Origin of the sequence: Archangium minus (genome assembly GCF_044360475.1) — a bacterium.
Taxonomy (GTDB): domain Bacteria; phylum Myxococcota; class Myxococcia; order Myxococcales; family Myxococcaceae; genus Archangium; species Archangium minus.
The window spans coordinates 11,097,052-11,118,302 of sequence record NZ_CP043494.1 but is presented as its reverse complement, the minus strand read 5'-3'; the positions used below and the strand labels follow the sequence as shown (position 1 = coordinate 11,118,302).

Annotated in this window: 19 protein-coding genes; 9 read left to right on the top strand and 10 right to left on the bottom strand. The window is 66.8% G+C overall.

Annotated features, from left to right (window positions below; translation table 11 throughout):
* Positions 1-750 carry a TetR family transcriptional regulator gene (locus tag F0U60_RS45535; RefSeq protein WP_395809821.1) on the bottom strand — a complete coding sequence of 250 codons (750 nt, stop codon included), beginning with the start codon at positions 748-750 and terminating at the stop codon, positions 1-3.
* A gap of 114 nt (positions 751-864) precedes the next feature.
* Between F0U60_RS45535 and F0U60_RS45530 the strand changes: the two genes are divergently transcribed.
* On the top strand, positions 865-1,362 hold the full coding sequence (locus tag F0U60_RS45530) for a sterol desaturase family protein (RefSeq protein ID WP_395809819.1): 498 nt from the start codon (positions 865-867) through the stop codon (positions 1,360-1,362).
* Between the two features lie 48 nt (positions 1,363-1,410).
* Here F0U60_RS45530 and F0U60_RS45525 read toward each other — a convergent pair whose 3' ends face one another.
* From F0U60_RS45525 to F0U60_RS45505, 5 genes are all read right to left on the bottom strand, one after another.
* Complete coding sequence (locus F0U60_RS45525) at positions 1,411-2,007, bottom strand: VOC family protein (protein WP_395809817.1); 597 nt, start codon at positions 2,005-2,007, stop codon at positions 1,411-1,413.
* Between the two features lie 109 nt (positions 2,008-2,116).
* Positions 2,117-4,516: an ATP-binding protein gene (locus F0U60_RS45520; RefSeq protein WP_395809815.1), complete on the bottom strand. Its 2,400-nt coding sequence runs from the start codon at positions 4,514-4,516 to the stop codon at positions 2,117-2,119.
* 83 nt (positions 4,517-4,599) lie between these two features.
* Positions 4,600-5,670: a ketopantoate reductase family protein gene (locus tag F0U60_RS45515; protein ID WP_395809813.1), complete on the bottom strand. Its 1,071-nt coding sequence runs from the start codon at positions 5,668-5,670 to the stop codon at positions 4,600-4,602.
* A gap of 58 nt (positions 5,671-5,728) precedes the next feature.
* The gene (locus F0U60_RS45510; protein WP_395809811.1) at positions 5,729-6,391 is read right to left on the bottom strand and encodes an SMI1/KNR4 family protein; all 663 of its coding nucleotides are present in this window, start codon (positions 6,389-6,391) and stop codon (positions 5,729-5,731) included.
* A gap of 83 nt (positions 6,392-6,474) precedes the next feature.
* The gene (locus tag F0U60_RS45505; RefSeq protein ID WP_395809809.1) at positions 6,475-7,050 is read right to left on the bottom strand and encodes a CBS domain-containing protein; all 576 of its coding nucleotides are present in this window, start codon (positions 7,048-7,050) and stop codon (positions 6,475-6,477) included.
* A gap of 207 nt (positions 7,051-7,257) precedes the next feature.
* Between F0U60_RS45505 and F0U60_RS45500 the strand changes: the two genes are divergently transcribed.
* The 3 genes from F0U60_RS45500 to F0U60_RS45490 all read left to right on the top strand — a co-directional run bounded on the left by F0U60_RS45500 (position 7,258) and on the right by F0U60_RS45490 (position 10,337).
* Positions 7,258-7,911, top strand: a complete 654-nt coding sequence (locus tag F0U60_RS45500; RefSeq protein ID WP_395809807.1) for a hypothetical protein — start codon at positions 7,258-7,260, stop codon at positions 7,909-7,911.
* A gap of 951 nt (positions 7,912-8,862) precedes the next feature.
* On the top strand, positions 8,863-9,660 hold the full coding sequence (locus tag F0U60_RS45495; protein WP_395809805.1) for a hypothetical protein: 798 nt from the start codon (positions 8,863-8,865) through the stop codon (positions 9,658-9,660).
* Positions 9,661-9,743: 83 nt separating this feature from the next.
* Positions 9,744-10,337: a hypothetical protein gene (locus tag F0U60_RS45490; protein WP_395809803.1), complete on the top strand. Its 594-nt coding sequence runs from the start codon at positions 9,744-9,746 to the stop codon at positions 10,335-10,337.
* Here F0U60_RS45490 and F0U60_RS45485 read toward each other — a convergent pair.
* Both F0U60_RS45485 and F0U60_RS45480 read right to left on the bottom strand, forming a co-directional pair.
* Positions 10,327-10,893 (bottom strand): hypothetical protein, encoded by a 567-nt coding sequence (locus tag F0U60_RS45485; RefSeq protein WP_395809801.1) that lies wholly within the window; start codon positions 10,891-10,893, stop codon positions 10,327-10,329. The two genes, F0U60_RS45490 and F0U60_RS45485, sit on opposite strands and share 11 nt — an antisense overlap.
* A gap of 12 nt (positions 10,894-10,905) precedes the next feature.
* Entirely contained in the window at positions 10,906-11,565 is a 660-nt protein-coding gene (locus F0U60_RS45480) for an autotransporter outer membrane beta-barrel domain-containing protein (protein ID WP_395809799.1), read from the bottom strand.
* A gap of 258 nt (positions 11,566-11,823) precedes the next feature.
* Between F0U60_RS45480 and F0U60_RS45475 the strand changes: the two genes are divergently transcribed.
* The 3 genes from F0U60_RS45475 (at position 11,824) to F0U60_RS45465 (ending at position 15,585) form a co-directional block, all read left to right on the top strand.
* Positions 11,824-12,759, top strand: a complete 936-nt coding sequence (locus tag F0U60_RS45475; protein WP_395809797.1) for an SRPBCC family protein — start codon at positions 11,824-11,826, stop codon at positions 12,757-12,759.
* 25 nt (positions 12,760-12,784) lie between these two features.
* A complete protein-coding gene (locus F0U60_RS45470; protein WP_395809795.1) occupies positions 12,785-14,089 on the top strand; it encodes a hypothetical protein in 1,305 nt (434 codons plus the stop codon).
* 95 nt (positions 14,090-14,184) lie between these two features.
* Positions 14,185-15,585, top strand: coding sequence for an FAD-binding oxidoreductase (locus tag F0U60_RS45465; RefSeq protein ID WP_395809793.1), 1,401 nt, complete (start codon positions 14,185-14,187; stop codon positions 15,583-15,585).
* Positions 15,586-15,604: 19 nt separating this feature from the next.
* Here F0U60_RS45465 and F0U60_RS45460 read toward each other — a convergent pair whose 3' ends face one another.
* Positions 15,605-17,506, bottom strand: a complete 1,902-nt coding sequence (locus F0U60_RS45460) for a sigma-54-dependent Fis family transcriptional regulator (protein ID WP_395809791.1) — start codon at positions 17,504-17,506, stop codon at positions 15,605-15,607.
* Between the two features lie 275 nt (positions 17,507-17,781).
* Here F0U60_RS45460 and adh point away from each other — a divergent pair, with 275 nt between their 5' ends.
* Together adh and adhP are read left to right on the top strand one after the other, a co-directional pair.
* On the top strand, positions 17,782-19,311 hold the full coding sequence (gene adh / locus F0U60_RS45455; RefSeq protein WP_395809789.1) for an aldehyde dehydrogenase: 1,530 nt from the start codon (positions 17,782-17,784) through the stop codon (positions 19,309-19,311).
* Positions 19,312-19,578: 267 nt separating this feature from the next.
* Positions 19,579-20,607: an alcohol dehydrogenase AdhP gene (gene adhP / locus F0U60_RS45450; RefSeq protein ID WP_395809787.1), complete on the top strand. Its 1,029-nt coding sequence runs from the start codon at positions 19,579-19,581 to the stop codon at positions 20,605-20,607.
* A 23-nt stretch (positions 20,608-20,630) separates the two neighbouring features.
* Here the strand turns inward: adhP and F0U60_RS45445 are convergent, their stop codons facing one another.
* Positions 20,631-21,212 carry a TetR/AcrR family transcriptional regulator gene (locus tag F0U60_RS45445; RefSeq protein ID WP_395809785.1) on the bottom strand — a complete coding sequence of 194 codons (582 nt, stop codon included), beginning with the start codon at positions 21,210-21,212 and terminating at the stop codon, positions 20,631-20,633.
* Positions 21,213-21,251: the final 39 nt, after the last annotated feature.

The following is a 21,251-nucleotide window of genomic DNA, read 5'->3' as shown; positions in this document are numbered from 1 at the left end:
TTACGGGCGGCCGGGCTTCCCGTCCAACTTCCGGCGCGCCGGCGGGGGGCCGGAGTGGGGGAGTCGCAGTCCATCCAGGATGAGGGTGGTGAGGGCGTTGGGGAGCTCCAGGGGGTTGCCAATGTCCTCCTCCTCGCTGAGGACGGCGAGCAGCAGGCGCTCCACGGCGCCCACCACCGCCAGCCCGCTGACGGCGGGACGGATGGGGCGCAGCAGCCCATGCGTGTGGGCCTTCCGGGTGATGTCCACTGCGTGACGGGAGATGAGGCGCGCTACCTCGACGAGCTTCACCCGGGCGCCTACCGCGGGGCCTCGGCACTCCTGGAGGTAGAGCCGCACCACACCAGGGTGCTGGACGATGGCTCCGGCGATGATGGCGGCCACCGCGCGGTAGGCCTCGAACATGGCCTCCACGTCACGCGCGGCCTCCAGGGCCTCGCCACAGGCCACCAGCCCCTGGAGCAACTCACGGCGCACCGGCTCGAGCAGGAAGTCCACCAGCGCCGCTTTGTCCTCGAAGTAACGGTAGAAGGTGCCCTTGGCCACGCCGGCCGCCTGGGTGATGTCGTCGATGGTGACGCCGTCCAGCCCTCGCTCCAGGAAGAGCTCGAGCGCCGCGTCGGCGAGTGCGTTCACCCGCTCGCGGCGATTGGTGTCCCGCACACCGCCCTGGGGCCCCGGCCGACGGGGCGTGGGAGCGGGCGGGCTCTCCACCGCCTGACGTGAAGGGGGCGGCTTTCGGGTGGCCATGAACTCTCTCACCTCACAAATGATGACCAGATGGTCATTCTTTCAGTGACCATCCGGTCATCATTTCATGCGGGGCATCTGGAGGCAGTGGGTGTTCCGAGAGGAGCAGGGGAGATGATGGGTATTCCACTGGGCCTGGCCTATTCCAACTTCGGGGAGTGGTGGCTGCACCGGTACGTGCTGCACGGGTTGGGCAAGCGACACGAGAGCTTCTGGAGCTTCCACTGGCACGAGCACCACCAGCGCTCGCGCCGCAACGAGATGGTGGACGAGCAGTACCGGGGGCCCCTGTGGAAGTGGGCGCCGCAGAGCAAGGAGGTGTTGGGGCTGGCGGCCATCGTGGTGGGGCACATGCCGCTGTGGAAGTGGGCACCGTGGTTCGTGGCCACGGTATGGGCCTCGACGGTGCTGTACTACGTGGTGCACCGGCGGGCGCACCTGGACCCAGAGTGGGCGCGCAAGCGTCTGCCGTGGCACTACGACCACCACATGGGGAAGGACCAGAACGCGAACTGGTGCGTGACGTTCCCGCTCTTCGATTACGTGCTGGGCACGCGCCGCAAGTACCTGGGAACGCCCGCCCTGGCCGAGGCGCGAGTCTCCGCCGCCTGAGACGCCCTCTCCCCTTGGGAGGAGAGGGTCAAGAGGCTGCTTGGGTTGCTACGGATTCTGCGGTGGCGCGCTCATTGCGGCTGCGGCACGGCGCTTCATCTCCTTGGGCGAGATGTCCTCCTTGTGTGTCGCGAGCTGCCACTGGTGTCCGAACGGGTCGGTGACCTTCCCGTAGCGGTCTCCCCAGAACATGTCGGCGACGGGCATCGCCACCTTCGCCCCCGCGGCAACGGCCTGGTTGAACAGTGCATCGACGTCGCGCGTGTAGATCATCAAGCTCGACGCGCTGCCACCGATGGACTGGGGTGAGGAGGCGCCCATGTCGGGGTACTCGTCCCCGATCATCACGATCGAATCGCCGATCTTGATCTCCGAGTGCAGCATCTTCCCGTCCGGCCCCTCCATCCGGTACAGCTCCTTCGCGCCGAACGCCTTCTTGTAGAACTCGATCGCCTGCGCCGCGCCACGGACGATGAGGCTCGGCGTCACGATGTGGTAGCCCTTGGGGATCGGCTGCACCTTCTTGCGGGCCTTGGTGGGGGCCTTCGCGACGGCTTTCTTCGCTACCTTCTTGGCCACCGTCTTCACCTTCCGGGTCGCTTCCCGAGCCCGTCCCGCTGCCTGCGTGAGCTTCTTCATCGCCATGGTTCACCTCTCCGTGAATGCACGTCGAACGCCCCAACACTCTACGTGCATCGTGGCACACGGCTGCAGCGGTTGATGCATCCGGAGGGCTCACCCACGCGGCTGGATTTCAGTCTCCGACATCTGGAGGAGCACCTTCAGCCCCGGGCAGGGTGAAGTGGAACGTCGTCCCCTGGCCCAGGGTGCTCTCGACCGCGAGCCTGCCTCCGTGCGCTTCGACGAGTCCCTTGACGATGGAGAGTCCCAGTCCCACTCCCGCGCTGCGAGCATGCCTCGCCTGCCAGAAGCGGTCGAAGATGTGGGGGAGGCTCGCGGGCTCAATCCCCCGTCCGGTATCCGAGACGGAGAAGCGGACGTGGTCCTCGCCCGCCTCCGCCCGAATGCGGATGGAGCCCCCTGCGGGCGTGAACTTGAGGGCGTTGCCCACGAGGTTCTGGAAGATGCGCAGCACTCGTGCCGGGTCGGCGTGCACGGGGGGCAGGCTGGGTCCGAGCTCCATCTCGAGGTGGATGGCTCTGGCCTCGGCCAGTGGCTCATTCGCGCTCCGTACCCGCGAGAGCACGTGCGCCACATCCAGGACCTCGAGGCTCAACGAGGGCTGGTGCCCCGCTGCCAGCCGAGCCGCCGCGAGCAGATCCTCGATGAGGTGCTCCATGTCGCCCACTGCCTGACGGATCCTCCGCAGGTTCGCCCGGGTCTTCTCTCCCGTCTCGCCTGGGGGCAGCAGGTGCCGCTCGGTGGAGCCGCAGAGGAGCTTGATGACGTGGAGGGGGTTGAGCAAGTCATGGGAGACGATGCTGAGCGTCTCGTCTCGCGTGGCGATGGCCTCCTGCGCGGTGCGATACAGGCGCGCGTTCTCGAAGGCGAGGGCCGTCCGGCGTGCGAGCTCCCGCGCCAGGGTGGCGTCCTCCGTGTCGTAGCTCCTGCCCGACGCGGTCCGCACCAGCACGAGCACCCCCTGCGTCCGCTCGTATGCCCGCAGCGGAACGGCCAGGAGTCGCTCCTCCTCCAGGAGTACCGTCTCGCCCGTGTTCCGCACCTGCTCCACCGCGACCGCGACAGGGCTGGCAGAGGCGGGGGGATGCCCGAGTGCCTCACGCAGGGACTCCTCTAGCTCCTGTCCACTCGCCGCCACCGCCCGCACGTGATCTCCGGTGGCGCGGTCCGCGATCAGGGCACACCCGTCCGCGAGCCCCGGCACCGAGAGCCGGGCGACAGTCTGGAGGATGTCCCTGTCCTCGAGCGAGCGCACCAGGGTTGCGCTCACCTCGGAGAGGAAACGCGTCCGCTCCTCGGCTCGCCGCTGTTGGGTGATGTCGCGGAAGTAGATGGAGACGCCTTCCGGGGAGGGGTACGCCGTCACCCGCATCCACCGGCCCCACATGATGGAGGGGAGCTCGGCCTCGCATGGCACCTGCGTGTCCGCCGCCCTTTGGAGGAGCTCTTGGAGGGGAGAGCCCTGCAGCGTAGGAAAGACGGTCCAGACGCACTGGCCGAGCAGCTCTTCCCGCGTCCGGTTGACCCAGGCCTCCGTGTACCGGTTCACGTAGGTGTAGCGCCACTGCCGGTCGTACGCGACGAAGCCATCGGTGACGCGCTCGAGCACCTCGTGGAGCCGCGCTCGGGCCGCCTCCGCCGCTTCGTGCGCGGCCTTCTCCCGGGCCAGCCGCTGGGTGGTCTCCTCGGCCATCCTCCTCGCGGTGGTGTTCTCGTGGGCCACCAACACCCGTCCGGGGCCTGGCCCCGCGAAACGGGTGATGCGCATCAGGAACCACTGCCGCTCGGTGGTGCTGTGGCTGGGGTACTCGAGCTCGAAGAGCTCCCTTCGCCCAGAAATCACGTCGCGGAGGCCTCGCTCGGCGGCACGGGCGTCTTCTTCCCCCATGTGGGTGGCCGCTTCGGTGATGGCCAGGTAGTTGGCCCCCACGTCGTGAAGGCCCGCGGTGGAGGGATTGCCGCTGACCGCGAAGCGTTGCCACGCCGCGTTGACGGCGATGAGGGTGCCGGACCCATCGAGTACGGCGAGGGGCGTCGACAGCACGTCCACCACGGAGCGGAGGAGTTGTTCCGACTCGCGCGACAGTCGCTCGGTGTACTTACGGTCGTGGAGAGCCCGGATGCAGACGAAGAGCGCATCCTTCGAGGGCGAGGCATGGACCTCGAACCAGGTGTCGAGCAAGCAATGGTAGGCCTCGAAGGCGACAGAGACCTGCTCGGCGAAGGCCCGGTGGTACTGGCGATGGAATTCACTGCTGGCCGCCTCGGGGAACTCCTCCCAGACATTGCGGCCGAGCAGCTCCTCGGACGGGCGCCGCAGCAGCCGTGCCGCCTGCTCGTTGAGGTAGGTGAAGCGCCAGTCGCGATCGAGCACGTAGAGCGCGTTCGTGACTCGCTCCCCCTTGTGTGGCCCCTCCTCACGGGTCGACACTTCCCGGAGGGCCTGCGGGCGCACGTCCGACGAGGCGAGCGATAGGACCGGCGACCTCCATGTCTTCAGATACGGCGCCATCGGAACTCCCCCCGGCAGGACAGCGAAGCGAATCTACTACACGCTTTCCCGGGAAGTCCTGTAGCCGACAGGTCGAATCCCGGTCAATGGCGCTGGGGTCTCGTCTGTGTGTAGAGGCGGCGGAGCGTTTCCACACCCGGGGTCAACTCGCGTCGGGACATGGCGTGGACTGCCTCCAGCAGGCGCTCGTTGACAGGCACTGGGAGGTTGTGGGTCTTCCCGCGCCGGACCACCTCACCATTGAGGAAGTCCACAGGCGGCTCGCGTCCCCGCTCGATGGCCGCCAGCATGGACGAGCGGAGCCGTCGATACCTCGCGCCAATGGCGAGGAGCATCGCGTGCTTGATGACGAGCGAGGGGGTGCCATGTGCGCGTTGCTCCGACTCGCCCAGTGTGAGCCACGCGAGGTCCACCGTGGAGGCCACCTTCTCCAGCTTCACGCCCTCGGTGCGGGCTACCTGGAATACTTCAGTGAAAACCTCCATCGCGAGCCGCCGGACGAAGCTGTGCCGCAGGAGCGGCCCGACCCGGCTGCCGCCCACGGTGCCCAATGTGGAGATGGCACAGTTGATGGCCAGCTTGCTCCAGCGAGCGCCGCGCAGGTTGTCGGTGAAGGTCACCGGGCATACCGCGCGCAGGACCTGGGCCAGCAGGGGCAGCCGCGGGTCCGGCGCACCGGAGAGCACGCCGAGCACGATGCCACCCGAGGAGGTCCGCTCGTAGATGCCGGTCTCTGGAGATGACGCGCCCCAGGCCACGATGGCGCCGATCACCCGGGCCTCGCCGACGATGCGGGCCACCAGCTCCTCACAGAGTCCGTTCTGGAGCACCACCATCGCCCCATGCGGCGCGAGCAGGTGGGCCGTGTCTCGGGCCGCCGCTTCCACTCCGTTCGGTGGAGTGGCGAGCAGGATGAAGTCATAGACGCCCTCCCGAGGTGGCTGGACGAAGACCTCCAGGTCGCCGCGGATGGTGCGCTCGCCCTTCTCGTCGCGCAGTACCGGGCCGCGCGTCCGGAGCACGTGGGCGATCTCCTCGCGGCGCGCCACTGCGGCGACGCGTTGCCCACCCTCCAGGAGGCGGGACAGGAGCACGCCACCGATTCCACCACAGCCGACGACGAGGACTCGTGGAGCTGTCTGTGCAGGGTCCATTGCCCCGTTGCCTACCACGAGCCGCGCCCGGACACGCGGGTGCTTACAGCGATGCGCTCTAAAGCTCGGCTTCGACATCCTCCGCGAGCTCTCGCTCGACCCGCTCGGTCAGCCACGCCATGAAGTCGGAAGCCACCAGGGAGGGGTTCTGCTGCTTTCCGGCTGTATGGTCCCAGAACACGACAGGTGGCTCGCCCTCTACCCTCGAATCCAGGCAGTAGAGGTTGCCCCCTCCGTCGTTCATGAACGGGATGAGGTGCCCAGGGAGCGCGGGACTCATTTCCTCCCGCTCACTCAGCGTCATTGCAGTCAGGTTCAAGTAGGGCGGCACATCCGCACCTAGACCGAAGAGCTCGATAGAGCCAACTCCGCCCCATCCAAAGCGCTGCAAGAAGAGTCGATAGCCACCGGCCAGATTTACGCCAAGTCGAACGCTGGCGGTGTTGATCTCTGCCTCGCTCGCACCCTGGCCGAGACTCCTTGAGGGCGTCCTCTCCAACATCTCCGCGAGTTCATCGAAGGTCATGGCTCCGCCAGCTACAGCGCGCACGGCTATTTCGGCTGGGCCTACCAAGGACACCTGCAGGAGCGGCACGCGCTCGCTGCGGTGTAGCCGCGCAGTGGCACGGCTGGGCGGTGGAGTCACCGTGGTGCAGGCGGTGAGCAGTGCGGCGACACTCAACAGCAGCATCGCCCCATTCCGCATCGATTCAGCGGCCATGGCACACCCCCATGCTCAAGGAGGAGAAGGCCATTGAGCGTGGCCTTCCGCTCATGCGGCCACCTGCGTGAGTGTTACAAGGCTCAACGTCCGCCGCGCTTGCGCGCTGGAGCCGCCTTGCGAGCCGGGCGCTTCGCCGTGCTCTTTCCGGTCGGTCGGTTCGCCGTGGTACGCGCCCCCTTCCTGGCTGCGGCCTTGCTCGAGGCTCCCTTCTTGCTGAGCTGACGAGGTGCTGTCTTACGCCGGGGCGCGGGCGTCGCCTCGGCTTGGGGTGAGGCCAGGAGCGTCTCCAGCGCCTTCAGCGCGTCCACGGTGGTGAAGATGCCCTCCACACGGCCCTTGTTGGCGATGACGGCCGAGCCGTACTTGTGCATGGCCATGGTGCGAGCCACCTCGAGCAGCGTGGTCCCCGGAGGCACCGTATAGGCCTCTTGAGACATGGCTTCCTCGACGGCGACCTCCTTGGGGTCCACGCCCTTGAGGGTCTCGATCAGGTGCAGGTCCCTCATCGACACCACGCCCACCAGCTTTCCTCCCTCCAGCACGGGCAGGTGACGGATGGCGTGCTCGTTCATGAGCCTGTGCGCTTCGCTCAGGGGACTCTGCGTACCGATGGTGTGCACCGTGCGGGTCATGAAGTCATCGACGACTTGGGTCATGGCGGTCCTCGCGTATTGGCGGACTCAAGCTAGCAAGGCTCCGGCCAGTCCAGAGGTGCGAGTCACTCCACCTCAGGCCCATCTGTTCGGCGCGCAGCGTCTGCGTCGGGTTCACGGAAGCGTGCTGCCCGGCACGTTTCGTGACATGACCTTCGCGGTCATCTAGAGTGAGGCGACCGCAGAAGACACCCGAGAGGAGACCAGGACATGCAGTCAGTCACCGCGCTGCCCGGCTTCGAGCGCTTGTTGGAGGTGTGTCGGAGCCGAGCGCATCCGATGAAGCTGGAGCCCCCGTCCGGGCGCCCGGTGGAGTCGTTCGTGGCGGGACAGGTGATGGACCCCCAACTGGCGGCTGTGCATTCGCGCGCGGGGTACCTCTGGGTGAGGGATGAGCTCTATGTGTTCCCGGAGAAGCACGAGCGGCGGCCCGACCTGCACCGGGTGAACGAGAGCTGGAGCCGGGAGTGGGCGGCACCATTCGGCGCGCTGCGCGTGTTTGCGAAGGATGACCGGCTGGCCTACTGCTACGCCACAGTGCCGGCGCTGGTGGACGAGCGGGGTCTGCAGCCGGTGGTGTGGGTCGACGTCTACGAGCTGCTGTACGCCGTCCCTGTGGCCTCGAGCGTCGACCAGTTCTTCGACACCTACGCGCGTTACCTGGAGTCCGCTCTGGCGTCTACCGGGGATGGGGGAGAGGGACTGCCCCTGCGAGCCTTCCCCTGGAGTGCCACCGAGGCCATTGCTCGGGACCGGGAGCTGGTGAAGCGGATCCGCGCCGGGCACTTCGACTTCCTGCTGACGGCGAACGCCCGGGCGCGCGAGTGGGTGGAGATGTTGGGGGCTCGCGGCTGGAAACCATGAGTACTTGCGGACAATTCAAGAGTCCGCTGAGTGATTCGACAGGCTTGCTCCACTGGAATGGTGCGCTCACCCGCGGTCGAGCGGAGCAGCCACATGGGGCGAGGTCTGGTCTGGAGAACGTTTCTGGGCTTGTTGGCCGCTGCCCTGCTGGTGGAGGGATGCGCGAGCCCTCGATTGGTGGGAACAGGAGGCAGCGGATGGGGCGTGGACGGAGTTCAATGGGGAGCCGAAGGTGATGTGCGGGAGGCAGCACGGCGCGCAGAGGTCGAGACGGCACTGGGACACTTATGGAGTGTGGCCAGTGAAGAGAGGGCGGTGGGGGCGCACTTGGCCTTTACCTACTGGGTGCAGAATGGCGCGTTGACGCTGCTGGAGTATCGACGGGAGGTGGGCAGGCTCCAAGGGGCTGGAGCTCCGGTGGACGCAAAGTCCTTTGCTCGGCAACTGCGGCCGATTTTCACCGGGTACATGCGCGAGCGTACTGGTCAGGTCTTGCTGACACTGCGGCGAGAACGTGTCAGTTGGTCGGTGGATTATGACGCCACTGTCCAGGCTGTGCGGCCACCTGAGGCCAAGACGCAACCTGTCGACCGTCAAGGCATTCCATACGACACCCTGGTCGAAGTGTTGGAGTTGGCCTCCAAGATGCCTCGCCTTTTGACGGTGCCTTCTGGTGGAACCGCTTCACTCGGATTGGAGGTGACCCTGGAGGATGATCGAATCACCGGATGGGCGTACCGCGGGTATCGAGTCATAGAGAGTGGCGGCAAGCCCCGTGCTCTCGCTGAGAGTGCCGCAGCGCAATTCGCTCGAGTACTACAGCCCTTCACGCATGGCGTGGGGCGTCGCACGGTATGGCTGGAGGTGCGGGGCGAACATCGAGAAGGCGAGCCCTTCGCACATGGCCTGGTGACGGCGGCACGCGCCCTTCATTCCGTTTCGGTGCCCAACTTGGAGCCAGGCTTCGCCGCCGAGTACCTGGCGCTGCATGAGGACATCCTGCGCCGCTGGCGCGAGGGTGTTCGTGATAGTGCGGAGTTGCTGGCTCGGTACTCCCTGGAGGAATTGGCCTTTTGGTACGTGGGCGGCATCCTCACGCGAGGGGTGGGCCTGCTCTTCGAGGCCGTTGCGCCCACGGCCATGCGCGTGTTGACACGTGGTGGCGTGGAGTCGGCGGGCTGGCTCCGAACGACGCTCTTTCGGATTCCCAAGGCCGAGCGGAAGGTCTTCGAGCGTCTCTGGACGAAGGTTCAGCTGGAGGGCGCTGAGGCGCTCTCTCGACTCGAGAAGAATGAGCTGGTCGCGCTGATGAATCGCCTCGAACGGCTCGTCCGGTCTCCATTGAGCAAGGACGAGAAGGAAGTATTGAGAGCGGCTGCTCGCCGGTACTACAAGAAGCTCCACTCCGTGCGCTCTGAAGCCATGGAGCTCAAGGGCCCGTTCGAGGTTCACCATCGCCGGCCGTTGGAATACGCCCACCTTTTTCCTGAGAGAGACATCAACGCCTCGGAAAACCTCCGGGGCGTGGGGGAGGAGGTTCATCAATCCATCAACAGCCTCTGGAATGAGTTTCGGAGCAAGCGGACTCATGCCCGCGCAGACGAGGTAGACAGGGTGGCGGCCATCGTCGATGCGCATTTCGGTCGCTGGTACGATGTTCCTCATGCCGTAGGTGATTCAGCGTCCGCTCTCGGCGAGGCCGTCAAAGCCGCCCGACGAGAATTGGCCGAGTTCCTCGCGGGCAGTTGAAAGGAATCGTGATGATGTCCCCCGAAGTCTCGCTTCCTGGAGTAGACAGATTGTTGGAGGTGTGCAGGAGGTTGGCACTCCCCATGAGGCGGGAGCTCATCAGCAACTCGCCTGTGCTCACCGCGGGAGAGCTCGTGGCAGGTTTGCCTGTCGACCCATTGCTCGCGGCGGTTCATTCGCGTGTGGGCTCCATTCGATTCGAGGAGGGGCTCGTCCTTCTGCGTGCGGATGGCGCGCGACAGTCCGAGTTCGCCCGAGTGAACGAGCGATGGCGGAGCGACAGGGCTGAGCCTCTTCGCTCCCTTGTCGTTTTCGGCAAGGAGGACATGCTGGCCTACTACTACGCCACGGTTCCTCAATGGGTGGATGCACAAGGGCATCAGCCGGTCGTGAAGCTTGATGTGCACGAAGAGCCCTATGCTGTGCCGCTCGCCTCGAACGTTGACCGCTTCTTCGATACCTACTCGCACTACCTTGAGGCGCTGGTGGCAGAGCCCGATTACGACGAGCTCGGACCCGCTGCCCTTACGTTTCCCTGGAAGGTGCCTGAGATCGTCGCTCGGGACCGGTCACTGGTGGAGTTGCTTCGCGACGGCCGCTTCGATTTCCTGATGCCCAAGGATGAAGAGACTCGGGCGTGGACGGCTCAGGTCCTGGACGCCTCCGTCAGAAGATGAAGCGGAAGTAGTGCACCTCGGCCCGGAGCGCCGCGCAGGCCTGGAGGTCTGCTGTCCATGCCTGGGGAGGCAGCGTGCCCTGTGCCTCGAACACCAGCTCCAGCCGGTTATCGCGCGCCAGTTGCGCCACGCTCACCGCCTCCACCCCACGCAGGGTGATGCGCGTGGGCGAGAACGCATCCGTGGGCTGTCGGTACTCGAGCAGCGTTCGGATGATCTCCGTCGAGCCTGGCCGCCTCAATGACACCTTCGCGGATTCGATTCCGCTCAGGTCCACGTCGCCGCCCGTGACGTCCAGCGCGAACAGCCGCAGCCGGAACTCCGTCTCGAGCCGCCCCTCGGGCAGGTCCGCGCCAATCTCCCCCAGGGGGAACTCGAAGGTATGCACGAGCGTCCCCGTGCCTGGTGCGGCGGCGGGGATGGGGATGCTTCGCTCGGTCTTGCAGATCTCCTCGGTCTCGGCGTTCACCACGAAGAAGGTGTCGGCGATCTTCCGGCAGCCGGAGGTGAGCAGCGTGGCGGCGGTCAGCAGCAGGACGCGGGGAAGGGCGGACATGGAGGGACCCCGTCAGTTGAAATAGAGGATGAAGCCCAGCTTCGCCACCGGGCTGGAGAGACCGAGCGTAAGCGGCCGGGCGGTAATGTCCGGATTGTTCTCCGCCTCGCGGATGAAGGCCTTCACGTCACTGCCTCCGATGAACCAGTAGCTGATGCCCAAGCTGCCGAAGACCGTCACATAGCGCCAGGGAGAGAACTCCAGGCCCAGGCTGGCACTGAGCTGGTCGTACCCCACCTGGCGGATGCCCGAGGTCGCCGTGGTGGGCTCGCCGTGCAGCTGCGTCAGCAGCTTGTTGTAGTCCGCGTTGAAGTAATGGCCGTACTCCAGCTCCAGCAAGGGCGAGACAAAGAGGTTGAGCGGGATGAGGCTCAGTCCTCCACGCACCCCGAGGCCCAGGCTGTTCCTCGCGACGCCCACGTGCGCCCGCAGCCAGCGCCGTGGATGGATGAGCGCCGAGGCTCCCACGCCGTCAGGCGATCCCGCGACCAGCCTCACTCCGAACCGGGTGTTCCACGGGGGGGCCGCATCCGGATCGACTGGGGCCGGGGTGGACACGGTGCCCTCCGCTTCCTCCGCCGTCGCGTCCGGGTCCTCTTGTCCTCCCTGAGCCATGGCCCCAGGTGAGAGCGCCAGTGCCAGCAGGCAGGTGAGCGCACGGGCGCATCGCATGCCCCTTCCAACTTCGACTGCTGTGCTCATGTCTCCGTCCCCTCCGGGGTCACCCTGGCTCGGTGGGACATCATTCGCGAGCTCGCGCTGGGAGAGAAGCCGCGAGGACCGGGTCCACCTCCCGGCAGGGCAGACAGGCGGACGGGCAGGGCTCCTCGGGTGGGACAGGCACGCCTGTTCATGGGAGGGCTCGACCGATCGGTGGGGTCTGCTACGGTGCGTCGTCATCCGGGTGCATCTGGCCCCTGGAGCCGCTCGATGCTCAAGAAGATCCTGATCGCCTCCGCGACCTTGATGGCGCTCGTGCTCGCCATTGGACTCGCGCTGCCGTCGAAGTACCGCGTCGAGCGCTCGACGGTCCTCCCGGCCTCGTCCGAGGCGGTCTACGTCCACGTGGCCAGCCTGAAGCGGTGGGAAGAATGGGTGCCGTGGAACGCGAAGCGGTTCCCGGGCAACCAGTGGGTGGTTGGAGGGCCCGAGCTGGGTGTTGGCGCCGTGCGCAGCTGGAGCGGCGAGGACGTGGGCAATGGCACCCTCTCGTTGACCGAGGCGGACCCGAAGACGGGCGTGGTCTATGAGATGTCGGTGGAGCACGGTGAGTACCTCGCGCACGGTCGCATCTCCTTCTCGCCCGAGGACGCGGGGACCCGGGTGACGTGGGTGGACGAGGGCGAGATCGGCGGCAACCCGTTCGCGCACTACCTGGTCCCCCTCATCGAGTCGAGGCTTGGCGGTCACATCGAGGAGGCACTGGCCAACCTCCAGAAGCAGGTGGAGGCCCATCCCCTCCCGGCCCAGCCGGAGCCCGAGCCCGAGCCGGAGCCCACTCCCGTGGTACAGGCACCGGAGCCGTCGCCGCCTCCTGTTTTCGAGCCTCCCGCTCCTGTCTCGGGTGCGGAGACCCCGCAGGGAGTGACTCCTCCGGTGGAGGGGACGGGGGGTGTTGTTTCTCCTCCGCTCGTCGAGGGCTCGCAGAGCCCCGCTCCGACCGAGGTGGCTCCCACGGCGCCGGTGACGACTCCACCCGTGGCAGAGCCGGCTCCGGCTTCGCCGGGCGTGGCGACTCCCTCGGGAGAGCCGGCTCCCGCGCAGCCCGTGCCCGCGACCGAGCCAGTTCCGGCGCCCGCTTCAGCGCAGAGCCCATCACCGACTTCGGCCCCTGCGGGAGCGTCCTCGAGTCCCACTCCTCCGTAGCGAGCCCAAGCGGGCCGTGACCCCCATGCCCGAGCGTGAGCGCACACATGTTTCTTCGGGCACCTGGGCACAAGAACCCTCTCCAGAGGATGTTCGCCTTCAGCTCGAGGGGCGTGTCGAAACAGTAGAGGTCGCGCGCGCCCGTTATGCCGCGCTGGAGTCGCTCCTGTCGGGGCGATGGTGGAAGCGCCGTCTGCGCAAGCAGCCCGAGGCCATCCAAGCGGTGCTGCGTCACGAGTCCGAGCTCGACGAGGCCCTGAGCCGAATCCAGCGCCGGGCTCAGGCGGACCACTGGCCGGAGACGCTGCCTGTGCTCACCGCCGTCCGAGAGGTGCTTGGGCTTCGCGGTCGGCTGGAGGTGCTCGTCCGCAAGCGGCTCGGTGGTGGGTTGTCTCGAAACTCCGGCGCACCGGGGTTGACGGAGGGCCTTGCTCAGCTCGAGGCGTTCGTTCTCCAGCCCGTCCCACTGGAGCTAGCCTCGGGCGAGGTGCGCCTGCTCGAGGGCCGCTTGAGGGAGGTGGGGCTCTCGCGCCGAATTCATGTCGTGACAGCCCTGGCCGTTATCACCAACGGTCTTGTGGGGGGCGACCCTAGTCCGAAAGCGCTCGTGGTGCCGCTCATCGCGTACCTTGTCTACGGGTGGTTGCACCGGGGTCGGTATTGGCTCACCAGTGAGCGGCTCGTGTGGATGCCCAAGGACGGCGAGCCGGTGCAGATCCCCCTGCGTTCCATTCGCGAGCTTGGTCTCCGCTCTCCCTTCGGCTACGGCGTGCGCGTGGTGGGAGAGCGCGAGACCCTCACCCTGGCGGTGGATGAGCCGAAGCAGCTCCAGGACTTGCTGCTCGCGTTGGAGATGCACCGCAAGCCGCCGCTTCTCGGCTCCGTGGGCGCTGAGCGGCTGGCCAACGTGGTCTGCTACCCGGCCACCCTCGAGAGCGGCTCCTCCCGAAAGGGTCTCGTGGTGCTGCGTCCCGGGTACGTCGCCTTCCTTCCCATGGACAGGCCCGAGGCGGTGCGGCGGGCCATCATGGGCAAGGAGTATTCTCCTCCTCTCAACGGCCCTGCCTTTGGCCTCCCCTCCATCATCGAGCACCTGCGCCACCTGCGCTCGGAGGCTGAGTTCGATGCCTGCGTGGAGCGTGCGGTCGCCGACGCCGAGGGGGAGCGCTGGAACCCCCGAGACGTACTGCGTTACGAGGCTCACGTTCCCAGCCGGAAACGGCTTCACCTCCAGACGAGCGATGGGCCCTCGAAGTCGCTGATCGGCAAGGTGGACCGAAACCAGCAGGAGATGGCCGAGCACATCCTGGCCAACTGGCCGAAGCCCTGAACCCCCTGCGGTGGCGTTGGCGCCAGGGGGTGAAAGCGCTCTTTGCCTTGCTTGCCGGCTTGCGACGGGCGTGCGCCTGCACTAGTGCTCCCGGTATGGCCGACGTGCTCCCCGAAGCGTTCCTCCGTGCTGTTGCCGAAGGCTTCCCCTCGGACTTCCTGACCCGTGAGCCTGGTGAGCTCCAGGAGTACGGACGCGACTGGACGCGCGTCTACTCACCGGCCCCGAGTGCGGTGGCATTCCCGCGCACCACTGACGAAGTGGCGCGTCTGCTGGCCCTGTGCAACCAGTACCGGGTGCCGGTGGTTCCCTCCGGTGGGCGCACGGGGCTGGCGGCGGGCGCGGTGGCCCCACGTGGCGAGCTGGTGCTGTCGCTGCGGCGGATGACTCGGATGGACCCGGTGGACCTGCTTGGCAACTCGGTGCGCGTGCAGGCGGGCGCGGTGACCGAAGCCGTGCACCACCACTGCGCCGAGCACGGCCTGACCTGGCCGGTGGATTTCGCCTCGAAGGGCTCAAGCCAGGTGGGCGGCAACATCGCCACCAACGCGGGTGGGGTGAAGGTCATCCGCTATGGCCTCACCCGCCAGTGGGTGCTGGGCCTGCAGGTGGTGACGGCGCAGGGGCAGGTGCTGGAGCTCAACGGCGCGCTGGAGAAGAACAACACCGGCGCGGATCTGCGCCAGCTCTTCATCGGCAGCGAGGGCACGCTGGGTGTCATCACCGAGGCCACCCTCAAGCTGGCGCCGCTGCCGGGCAAGCAGGACGTGTTCCTCTTCGCCGTGCCGGACGTGGCCGCCGTGCTGAGGCTGTTCCGCGAGGCCCGCCGTGCGCCGCTGCTGCTGAGCGCCTACGAGTTCTTCACCGACAAGTGCCTGGCGCGGGTGCAGCGCCACCGCAAGCTGCGCTCGCCCTTCGAGGCCCCCAGTGGGTGCTACGTGTTGATGGAGGCCGAGGGCAAGGATCCCTCCGAGGTGGAGAGCTGGCTGGGCTCGCTCTTCGAGCGCGGGTTGGTGACGGATGGGACCCTGGCACAGGGGGCCTCGCAGGCCAGCGAGCTGTGGGCCCTGCGCGAGGGCATCAGCGAGAGCCTGTCGGCCACGGGACTGCCGCACAAGAACGACGTGTCCCTGCCGGTGGCCAACCTCGAGGCCTTCTGCTCCGAGCTGGACGCGGTGTTCAGCGAGCGCTACCCGGGCTGGGAGATTGCTCTCTTCGGCCACATTGGGGACGGCAACCTCCACATCAACATCATGAAGCCGGACGACATGGAGAAGGCCGAGTTCCTCGCGCACACGAAGAAGGCGGACCCGACCATGTTCGAGCTGGTGCGCAAGCACGGCGGGAGCATCTCCGCCGAGCATGGCATTGGCCTGCTCAAGAAGGACTACCTGTCCTTCTCGCGCTCGCCGGCGGAGCTGGAGATGCTGCGCACGCTCAAGCGGGCGTTGGATCCAAACAACATCCTCAACCCGGGGAAGATCCTCGACGTGTAGCCGCAGGCTCCCGGGTGTCTCAGGCCGCCAGCCCGTGTCGGCCGAGCATCCGGTAGAGCGTGCTTCTCGCCACGCCGAGGCGCCGTGCTGCCTCGCTGAGGTTACCGTTCGCGGCGGCCATCGCCTCCCTCAGCGCGCGGGCCTCCGCGGCCTTCCTGCCGCTGCCCTCGTTCGCTGCCGCTGCGCTGGGCGGCTCCACGACATCGTCAGGCAGGTGTTCGGGGGCGAGCGGCTCGCCTTCACCCGCGAGCGCGAGGGCATGGGCGAGCGCGGACTTCAGCTCACGCACGTTCCCTGGCCACGTATGCGCCTCGATGAGCCGCTCGGTCTCGGGAGTCATCGGGGGCACCTCGCCGCCTTGCTCTCGAGCGAGCTTCTCCAGGAGCGCGCGCGCCAGCTCGACCTTGTCCGTTCTTCGGCGGAGGGGCGGTAGAGAGACCACCGCGCCGCGGATGCGGTAGTAGAGGTCGCGCCGGAACTTCCCCGCCTCCACCATCGCGGGGAGGTCGCGGCAGGTGGCGCTGATGAGCCGGAATCGCGACTCACGCGGCCTCGTCTCGCCCAGCCGGAAGTAGTGGCCATCATCGAGCACCCGGAGCAGGAGCGCTTGGAGTTGCTCGGGCATCTCGCCAATTTCATCGAGGAACAGCGTTCCACCGTCTACCGCGCCGAACTTGCCCTTGCTTCCCGCGGCGAGCGCGCCGGTGAAGGCTCCCGGTGCGTAGCCGAACAGCTCGGCCTCGAGCAGCCCTGCGGGCATGGCTCCGCAATTGATGGCAAGGAAGGGACCGGACGCGTTGCTGCTCGCCTCGTGAATGGCGCGCGCGAGCAACTCCTTGCCAGTGCCGGTCTCTGCAAGCAACAGGACCGGAAGCGGACTCCGTGCGACCCGCGCTGCCCGTTGCTTTGCATCCTGCAACGCTGGATCGCTTCCCAGGAGCACGTTGAACGAGCTCGGCAGCGGAGCCGCCGCGCGCGTTCGGGGAACATCTCGCTCGACGAAGACGACGAGCGCGAGTGGGCGCCCCCGCGCATCGAAGTGCGGCACGGGGTGAAGGCGCATGCCGGAGATGTGGCACGGCTTACCGCTCAGGGCCGCTTCCACGAGCGCGGTCCACGATAGCGGAAGAACGTCCTCGACGGGTCGCCCCATCACAGAAGAGGGTGGGTGTCCGAGCCTCGCCGCTGCATCCGCACTCACCTGTCTGATGATTCCGGGCGCCTCGACCAGAAGCGACGCGGAGCCGGCGAGCCGGGCCTCGAGACTCCGGCGGCCTCCGACGAACATCTCCTCATAGCTGCGCAGCCGGAGCGACTGCTCGGCGGCGTGCGCGGACGCGAGCACGAGCGCCTCGAGAAGCGGGTTCGCCTGGGTCACGGCCCCGCTCACATCCAGCACGGCGACGATGTCGCCGAAGGGATCGCGGATGGGTGCCGCGTAGCAGACGAGGCCGTGGTTGCGCTCCTCGAGGTGCGCGCGCCCGACCACCGCCACCGGCTCGCCCTCGACGATCGCGGTTCCAATCGCGTTTGTGCCGCGCGTGCTCTCTGCCCAGCTCGCGCCCTCTACCAGCCGGGACGTGTCCGCTGAGTGGAGGGATGCGCCGATGCCCCCTCGGGCGAGCACCACGACGCCATCCGCATCCGAGAGGACCGCGCGGAACTCAGAGGCGCTTGTCTCGGTTGCGAGCCGCGAGACGAGCTGGACCGCATCGACGCATCGCTCGGTCAGGGACTCGCGCCGGGAACGAAGCTCGGCGTCGGTGACGCCCTCGGAGTGAGTGGGTCCGTCCGCCTTTGCTCCCAGCGCCACCGCACGCGACCATCGGCGGAGGATGGCATGCGCGCGCTCCTCCGCTTCGACGGCACCCGAGACGAACCGTTCCCAGAGTCGTGGCCCTGGCTCGACCAGTTTGAGCATCCCGGTTTTCTCCTTTCGGTGCGCTGTTGCTGACGCCCCCCCGACTGGACATCCCGAATTCTGATACAGGCCGTCAGCGGATTGCACGCGAGCCTCGTGACCTTTTCCGTGACGTCCCGCGTCATGTTGCGAAACGCTGCAACTGTCTCGTCGCGATGACTGCTTCCGCTCCAGCTCGCGACACCTCGTGAGAGGGGAAGGGCAGGGCACGCACGCTGCAAAGGGGGAGCTGGGCGCATGCCGCAATCCCGCGGCCCCTTACCCCCGGAGCGCAGATGTCCAGCAAGGTGTACGCAGCCCCCAACACGTCGGGTTCGCCGGTCCAGTTCAAGTCCCGCTACGCCAACTACATCGGGGGCGAATGGACACCGCCGAAGCAGGGCCGGTACTTCGAGAACATCACCCCGGTCACGGGCCGCGCGTTCTGTGAGATTCCCCGCTCGGATGCGAGCGACATCGAGGCCGCGCTCGACGCCGCGCACCGCGCGAAGACGGGCTGGGGGAAGACTTCGCCTGCCGAGCGTGCGGTCCTCCTCAACAAGATTGCAGACCGTATCGAGCAGAACCTCGAGCAGCTCGCGATCGCCGAGACGTGGGACAACGGCAAGCCCATCCGCGAGACGCTCGCCGCTGACCTGCCGCTGACGGTGGACCACTTCCGCTACTTCGCGGGTTGCATCCGCGCGCAGGAGGGCAGCCTGTCCGAGCTGGACTCGGACACGGTCGCGTACCACTTCCACGAGCCGCTCGGCGTGGTGGCGCAGATCATCCCCTGGAACTTCCCGCTGCTCATGGCCGCGTGGAAGCTTGCCCCGGCGCTCGCCGCGGGGAACGCCGTGGTGCTGAAGCCGGCCGAGCAGACGCCCGCGTCGATCCTCATGCTCGCGGAGCTGATTGGCGATCTTCTTCCCCCGGGTGTGCTGAACATCGTGAACGGCTTTGGCGTGGAGGCGGGCAAGCCGCTCGCCATGAACAAGCGCGTGGCGAAGGTGGCCTTCACTGGGGAGACCACCACCGGCCGGCTCATCATGCAGTATGCGTCCGAGAACCTGATTCCGGTGACGCTCGAGCTCGGCGGCAAGTCACCCAACATCTTCTTCGAGGACATCTTCGCGAAGGACGATGACTTCGCGGACAAGGCGATGGAGGGCTTCGCCATGTTCGCGCTGAACCAGGGCGAGGTCTGCACCTGTCCTTCGCGCGCGCTCGTCAGCGAGAAGATCCAGGCGGAGTTCCTGGCGCGAGCCATCGAGCGGACGAAGAAGATCAAGACGGGCAACCCGCTCGACACCGCCACGATGATTGGCGCCCAGGCGTCGAACGATCAGCTCGAGAAGATCCTCTCGTACGTGGACATCGGCAAGCAGGAGGGAGCGAAGCTGCTGCTCGGCGGCGAGCGGCTGCGCCATGGGGGTGACCTGGAGAACGGCTACTACGTTGCGCCGACCATCTTCCAGGGCAACAACCGGATGCGGATCTTCCAGGAGGAGATCTTCGGACCGGTGGTCTCCGTCACATCCTTCAAGGACGTGGACGAGGCGCTGAAGATCGCGAACGAGACGCTGTACGGCCTTGGCGCGGGAGTGTGGACGCGCGACGCATCGACGGCGTATCGGGTTGGCCGCGAGGTCCAGGCGGGCCGCGTCTGGACGAACTGCTACCACCTGTATCCGGCGCACGCGGCCTTCGGTGGCTACAAGCAGTCGGGCATTGGCCGTGAGAACCATCGGATGATGCTGAGCCACTACCAGCAGACGAAGAACCTGCTCGTCAGCTACTCGCCCAAGGCGATGGGTTTCTTCTAATGAAATACCCGCGGAGTTCTCGAGACTCCGTGGATGTCCCCTCTCCCTCTGGGAGAGGGCTAGGGTGAGGGTATTTCCCACCCGGTGTTCCTGAATGGAAACAAGGACCAGGAGTCTCGTGCTCCGAGACGAACCAGGTCAGGGAACAGCACGGGGAGACATACCCTCACCCCCCGCCCTCTCCCAGAGGGAGAGGGAGCATGCGCAACCCGATTCCGTCGAGAGATTCATCGGACGTCTCATACACAAGCAAACGGGGGTATTTGCATGAACAAGACAATGAAGGCCGCGGTCGTACGTGCATTCGGCAAGCCGTTGCGCATCGAGGAGGTGGAAATACCTCGTCCCGGGCGCGGCGACATCCTGGTGAAGATCAGCGCCTGTGGCGTCTGCCATACCGATCTGCATGCGGCCGAAGGAGACTGGCCGGTCAAGCCGAACCCGCCGTTCATTCCCGGCCACGAAGGTGTCGGCCACGTCGTGGCGGTCGGCGAGGGCGTCACCCATGTCAAGGAGGGAGACCGGGTCGGCATTCCCTGGTTGTACTCGGCCTGTGGCTACTGCGAGCACTGTCTGGGTGGCTGGGAAACCCTGTGCGAGCAGCAGAAGAACACGGGCTACTCGGTCAATGGTGGCTTCGCTGAGTACGCGCTGGCCAATGCCAACTATGTCGGACTCTTGCCGGACAAGGTGAGCTTCGCGGAGATCGCGCCCGTGCTGTGCGCGGGCGTGACCGTCTACAAGAGCCTGAAGGTGACCGATACCCGACCGGGTGACTGGGTGGTGATCTCCGGCGTTGGAGGGCTCGGCCACATGGCGGTGCAGTATGCCCGGGCGATGGGACTCAACGTGGCCGCGGTGGACGTGGACGACGGCAAGCTGCAACTGGCCAAACGACTCGGCGCCACCGTCACCGTGAACTGCCGCGAGACGGATCCGGCGGCCTACCTCAAGAAGGAGATCGGCGGCGCCCACGGTGCATTGGTCACCGCGGTGTCGCCCAAGGCCTTCGAGCAGGCGCTCGGCATGGTCCGCCGGGGCGGCACGGTGTCGCTCAACGGCCTGCCGCCGGGCGACTTCCCGCTGCCCATCTTCGACATGGTGCTCAGGGGCATCACCGTGCGCGGCTCGATCGTCGGTACCCGTCTGGACCTGCAGGAGTCACTGGCCTTCGCCGCGCAGGGCAAGGTCAAGGCGACGGTGACCACCGACAAGCTGGAGAACATCAACGACGTGTTCGCGCGCATGCACGCCGGCAAGATCGAGGGCCGCGTGGTGCTGGACCTGACCGCCTGAGACACGGGCCGATGGCCTGGTCGTCAGCCGCCCTTGCCATCCACGATGGCTTTCACGATTCGCATGAGGCGCTCGCCAACCTTCGCGGCGCCCATGCACTGTGCGCTGACCTGTGCGCCTTCCAGGACGAAGAGGATCTCGCTGGCGGCTGCTTCGGGCTCGGGGATGCCGGCCAGAGTACAGAGGGCGGCCAGCTTCCTCGCATGCCGGGCCTTGTGTGCTTCGATGACCTGCCGGGCCGGGTGGTTCTTGTCTGGCAACTCGGCCAGGGAGTTGATGAGCGGGCAACCCCGGTACCCTTCCGAGAGCCTCCCGGCGATGACTTGCGCCCATCCCAGGAGCTGTGCGCGTGGGTCGCCGGGATGCTCGGACTCAAGCCGATCGAAGACCGCCTCATCTTGGGCCGCCATGAGGCGGAGCCATTCGGCCACCAGTGCGTCCTTGGACTCGAAATGGCGGTAGAGCGCCATCTTGGTGGTCTCCGCCCTCGCGGCGATCGCCTCGACCCCGACTCCCCGGATCCCCTCGCGATAGAAGAGCTCCTCGGCGGCCTCGAGGATGCGCTCTCGGGGCGAGGGCTTCGTCGTCTTCTTGCCCGTCATCATTCTTCCTTGACGATGATACCGACCGGTATCATAAAAGAG